Source organism: Comamonas denitrificans, assembly GCF_042654745.1.
GTDB lineage: Bacteria > Pseudomonadota > Gammaproteobacteria > Burkholderiales > Burkholderiaceae_C > Comamonas > Comamonas denitrificans.
In genome coordinates this window covers 1-3,455 of the sequence record NZ_JBHSEY010000012.1, presented here as the reverse complement: position 1 = coordinate 3,455, position 3,455 = coordinate 1, and the positions used below count along the sequence as shown (strand labels likewise).

The window sequence follows — 3,455 nt, the reverse complement described above, 5'->3', positions numbered from 1 at the left end:
CCATTTCTTAGCTCCTTGTCTACATTTTGAACAAAGCTAAGAACTCCCATTTCTAGGGGCAACTTCACATCACCGCCCCCGCGCCCCAAGAGCTGCTGCTGCACTACCAGCCGCAAATCAATGCCCAAGGCCAATTGCACGGGGTGGAAGCCCTGGTGCGCTGGAACCACCCCCAGCAAGGGCTGATCCCCCCCGGGGCCTTTATTGCCGAGGCCGAGGCCAGCGGCCTGATCGTGCCCCTGGGCAATTGGGTGCTGCTAGAGGCGGCCGCCGCCCTGCGCCGCTGGCAGACCGAATCGGGCCATGCCACCTGGGCGCAGCCGCTGACCATGGCGGTAAACGTCAGCCCCCGCCAGTTCAGAGAGCCCGATTTTGTCGATCGTGTGTGCGCTACCCTGGAGCAGCTGGGCCTGAACGCCCTGTCCCTGGAGCTGGAGCTGACCGAAAGCGTGGTGGCCGACGACCTGGAAGCCACGCTGGCAAAAATGCAGCTGCTGCGCCAATACGGCGTGCGCTTTGCCCTGGACGACTTTGGCACGGGCTACTCCAGCCTGTCTTACCTCAAGCACCTGCCGATTGATACGCTGAAAATCGACCGCTCTTTTGTGATGGACATTGATGCCCAGGCCCCAACCTCCCCCGGTGGCAAACGCCCGGCGGTGTTGATTGAAGCCATCATCGCCATGGCCCACCAGCTGAACATGCGAGTGCTGGCCGAAGGGGTAGAAACCCCCGCACAGCTGGCCCACCTGAAAGCCTCGGGCTGCGATATTTTTCAGGGCTATTTCTTTAGCAAACCCCTGCCAGAAGGGCTGCTGCTGCCCTGGGCCAGCCAACGCAGCCAAGAGCATGCGCCTTAACACGTTCTAAGGCGACTGCTCATCCTGCTGCAGCGCCATGGCGGGCATGGCGCGGCCATACACCTTGGCAATGCGCGCTTGCAGGGGCGGGTGGGCATCAAGCCAATGCGCCAAACGGCCACTGTCGGGCACCTCGGCCAGCAGCATGTGCTGCACCAGGGGATGGTTCAGCCCCGTGTAGCTGCGCCGGTCACTGTGCCAGCTGCCACGCTGGCGCTGGGCCTGCTGGCGTTGGTACAGCACTTTGCGCAGCACGCCGCCCAAGCCCGCCGGGTTGCGCGTCCATTGCAAGGCGCGGGCATCGGCCAGCCATTCGCGCTGGCGCGAGACGGCCGCTTTGAGCAGCTTGCCGCTGAACCACCCAATCCAGCCCGCAGCCATGATGGCGCTGCCAAACCAGCGGCCCAAAACGCCGGCCTCATCGCGCAAGGCAGCGCCAAAGTTGTAAATCAACTCCAGCCCATAGACCATGCCCACCAAGTGCATGTTGAGGTAGGTATCGCCCTCTTTCAGGTGGGACAACTCATGCGCCACCAGTCCTTGGAGCTCATCGCGGGTCAGGTAATCCAGCGCCCCTTGGGTGACGGCGATGATGGAATCCTCGGGCGACCAACCAGCGGCAAAGGCATTGATGGCGTCCGCCCGGGCCAGCACCACCACTTGCGGTGGCTGCATGTGGGCGGCCACACACATTTCTTGCACGGTATTGACCAGCTGGCGCTCGGCCAGATTGCGCTCGGCCTGCGCTGGCCGGGCCCCCACCAGCAGGGCCAGCTTGCGGCCCCCGCCTCGCATCGCGTCGTGCTCCACCCACCAGCCACCCAGGATGAAAAACAGCGTCACCCCCATATTCGTCAGCACAAAACCTCGTGGGTAAGGCCAGCCGTGAAACAGCAACCACCACGCCAAAGTCAGCCCCAAATGCACGGTGGCTAGGCACAGCAGCACACACACCAAAAAGCCCAGCAGCAGGCCACGCGTGCGCTGGCGGGCCGTGTGCTGGGTATCCCAAAAGCGGGGGGCGCGCGCCATGGGTAAAAATTAAAAGCGCACTTGCGGCGCAGCACGTTCTTGGGCCGATTCGGTGGCTTGCAGCATGTCCAGATGCGCAAAGCCAATCAGCCGGGCGATGAGCAAATCCGGGAACTGGCTGGCCTGGTCGTTGTACGCCAGGATTTCATCGTTATAGGCTTGGCGGGCAAAGCCCAAGCGGTTTTCGGTGCTGGTGATTTCCTCGCTCAGGCTTTGCATTTGCGCATCGGCTTTGAGGTCGGGGTAGCTCTCGGTCAGCACCATCAGCTGGCCCAGGCTGCTGCCCAAAGCCGCCTCTGCCCCGGCCAGGCTGGCCATGGCCGCCGCCTGCCCGGGATGGCGACGGGCATGGGCCGCCGCTTGCGCCGCCTGCCCCCGGGCCCGGGCCACGGCCTCAAGGGTGCTCGATTCGTGCGCCATATAGCCGCGCGCCACTTCGACCAAATTGGGAATCAAGTCGTGGCGGCGTTTGAGCTGCACATCAATTTGCGCAAAAGCGTTGTCCACCCGGTTGCGCAGCTGGCGCAAGCGGTTATGCACGGCCGCAGCCCAAAAAACCACGACAACCGCAACGCCGATCGCCATCCACACGGTGGTGCTCATGGTGCTTTCTTTCTTGTGAAACTCAAGCCGCTGTCAAGCCGCTTGTTCGGCCTTGGTTTGGCAGCCAATGCAGCGCAGCGCCGCCGGAAAGGCGTGCAAGCGCGGCAGACCGATGTCGGCCCCGCAGTCCTGGCATGCGCCATAGCTGCCGTCTTCGATGCGCGCCAGGGCAGCGCGCACGGCCACCAGCTCGTCGTGGTCACGGCGGGCTTCGGCATCGCGCACAGCGCTCTGGGCCACTTGGTTGGCCTGGGTGGCGTAGGCATCTTGCGGTGCGCTGTCGGCCGATTTCATGCGTTCGCGGTGGGCCACTTGCACAGCATCGAGCTCTTGCAGCAGTTGTTCTTTACGCGCCAACAATTGGTCGCGCAGGGCGTGCGTTTGGGGGGTGGTCAAGGTAGTCATAGGGGGAAGGATGCCATAGCTGTGCGCAAAAAAGCAAAAACTGTGCGGCTACTGCGCAGCGCATAAGCTTGCCGCCTTTCACGCCTGTTGTGCAACGCTGACCAAGATGACGGATTTACGGATGGATTCACCAACTGCTCCCCCCTCTGCCTTCCTCCCTGCCGACTGGAGCGCCGCGCCCGGCCCGCAATGGCGCTGGCTGGCACAAGATGCCGATGGCCAATGGTTTTGGTACCGCACCGAGCCGCAATTGGGCTGGGCCGGTGGGGTCTGGCGCAGCAATTCGCGCAACCAGCAGTTGGCCGGGCGCGGTGCCCCCAACCCAAACTGGGCCCAGTCCCTGCAAACCCGTCCAGAATAATCAGCATTTAAATAGCTGTTTGCGCTTTAAAACAAAAGGGTTCAGGCAGAAAACTACCTGAACCCTTTTAAATACCAGCGGGTGCAGCTCTTAGAACGTGTTCACGTTCTTAAAACTGCTGTTTAGGATGTCCTGAACAACTCGGTTTCGCGCGTGCTACGAGACTGAGTTTTTCATCTGGCGCAATGGAGACC

At 62.4% G+C, this 3,455-nt stretch carries 5 protein-coding genes; 2 read left to right on the top strand and 3 right to left on the bottom strand.

Annotated features, from left to right (window positions below; genetic code table 11):
* The first annotated feature begins 68 nt into the window (after positions 1–68).
* Complete coding sequence (locus tag ACFO24_RS03315) at positions 69–860, top strand: putative bifunctional diguanylate cyclase/phosphodiesterase (protein WP_377736812.1); 792 nt, start codon at positions 69–71, stop codon at positions 858–860.
* Between the two features lie 6 nt (positions 861–866).
* On the opposite strand, the gene ACFO24_RS03310 is transcribed toward ACFO24_RS03315, so the two are convergent.
* Genes ACFO24_RS03310 through ACFO24_RS03300 form a run of 3 tightly spaced genes read right to left on the bottom strand, consistent with a single transcriptional unit; the run spans position 867 to position 2,900 of the window.
* A complete protein-coding gene (locus tag ACFO24_RS03310) occupies positions 867–1,892 on the bottom strand; it encodes a M48 family metalloprotease (RefSeq protein ID WP_377736811.1) in 1,026 nt (341 codons plus the stop codon).
* 9 nt (positions 1,893–1,901) lie between these two features.
* On the bottom strand, positions 1,902–2,495 hold the full coding sequence (locus ACFO24_RS03305) for a LemA family protein (protein WP_207574840.1): 594 nt from the start codon (positions 2,493–2,495) through the stop codon (positions 1,902–1,904).
* 33 nt (positions 2,496–2,528) lie between these two features.
* Positions 2,529–2,900, bottom strand: a complete 372-nt coding sequence (locus ACFO24_RS03300) for a TraR/DksA family transcriptional regulator (RefSeq protein WP_377736809.1) — start codon at positions 2,898–2,900, stop codon at positions 2,529–2,531.
* Positions 2,901–3,021: 121 nt separating this feature from the next.
* Here ACFO24_RS03300 and ACFO24_RS03295 point away from each other — a divergent pair, with 121 nt between their 5' ends.
* Positions 3,022–3,261 carry a hypothetical protein gene (locus ACFO24_RS03295; protein ID WP_207574842.1) on the top strand — a complete coding sequence of 80 codons (240 nt, stop codon included), beginning with the start codon at positions 3,022–3,024 and terminating at the stop codon, positions 3,259–3,261.
* Positions 3,262–3,455 lie beyond the last annotated feature (194 nt).

What these genes read in the sequence shown, in the direction of transcription:
- ACFO24_RS03310 (WP_377736811.1), bottom strand. Translation starts at nt 1,892, where the DNA reads ATGGCGCGCGCCCCCCGCTTTTGGGATACCCAGCACACGGCCCGCCAG.
- ACFO24_RS03305 (WP_207574840.1), bottom strand. Translation starts at nt 2,495, where the DNA reads ATGAGCACCACCGTGTGGATGGCGATCGGCGTTGCGGTTGTCGTGGTT.
- ACFO24_RS03300 (WP_377736809.1), bottom strand. Translation starts at nt 2,900, where the DNA reads ATGACTACCTTGACCACCCCCCAAACGCACGCCCTGCGCGACCAATTG.
- ACFO24_RS03295 (WP_207574842.1), top strand. Translation starts at nt 3,022, where the DNA reads ATGGATTCACCAACTGCTCCCCCCTCTGCCTTCCTCCCTGCCGACTGG.